The sequence below is a fragment of the Citrobacter sp. VF227 genome (assembly GCF_052950715.1).
In genome coordinates this window covers 1-468 of sequence record NZ_JBRFVF010000392.1, presented here as the reverse complement: position 1 = coordinate 468, position 468 = coordinate 1, and the positions used below count along the sequence as shown (strand labels likewise).

Here is a 468-nt window from a genome sequence, read left to right as displayed (position 1 = left end):
ATTCCTCGCTGGACACCTGGGACCAGAGCGCCGGCGGCACGCTGATCGAACAACGCCTGATCGACTGGACCTGCGCGCGCATCGGCCTCGGCAATCAGGCCGACGGCGTCTTCACCAGCGGCGGCACCCAGTCCAACCTGATGGGGCTGCTGCTGGCCCGTGAGCACGTCTGCAACCGCTTGCCCGGCCACGGCAGCAACCTCCAGCAGGGGCTACCGCCGGACGCGGGCCGACTGCGCATCTTCGCCTCCCGCGCCAGCCACTTCAGCGTGCAGAAATCCGCCGCGCTGCTGGGGCTGGGCTACGACGCCGTGCGCAGCATCGAAACCGACAGCGCCCAATGCATGAGCGTGCCGGCGCTGGCCCAGGCGCTGGCGGACTGTCAGCGCCTGGGCGAGCTGCCCATGGCCGTAGTCGCCACCGCCGGCACCACCGACTTCGGCAGCATCGACCCGCTGCCGGAGATCG

At 70.5% G+C, this 468-nt stretch carries 1 protein-coding gene; it reads left to right on the top strand.

Translation table 11 applies throughout. From position 1 onward, the window contains the following. On the top strand, positions 1 to 468 hold a 468-nt coding region (locus tag ACU8YC_RS26920; RefSeq protein WP_446896248.1), incomplete at both ends, for a pyridoxal phosphate-dependent decarboxylase family protein.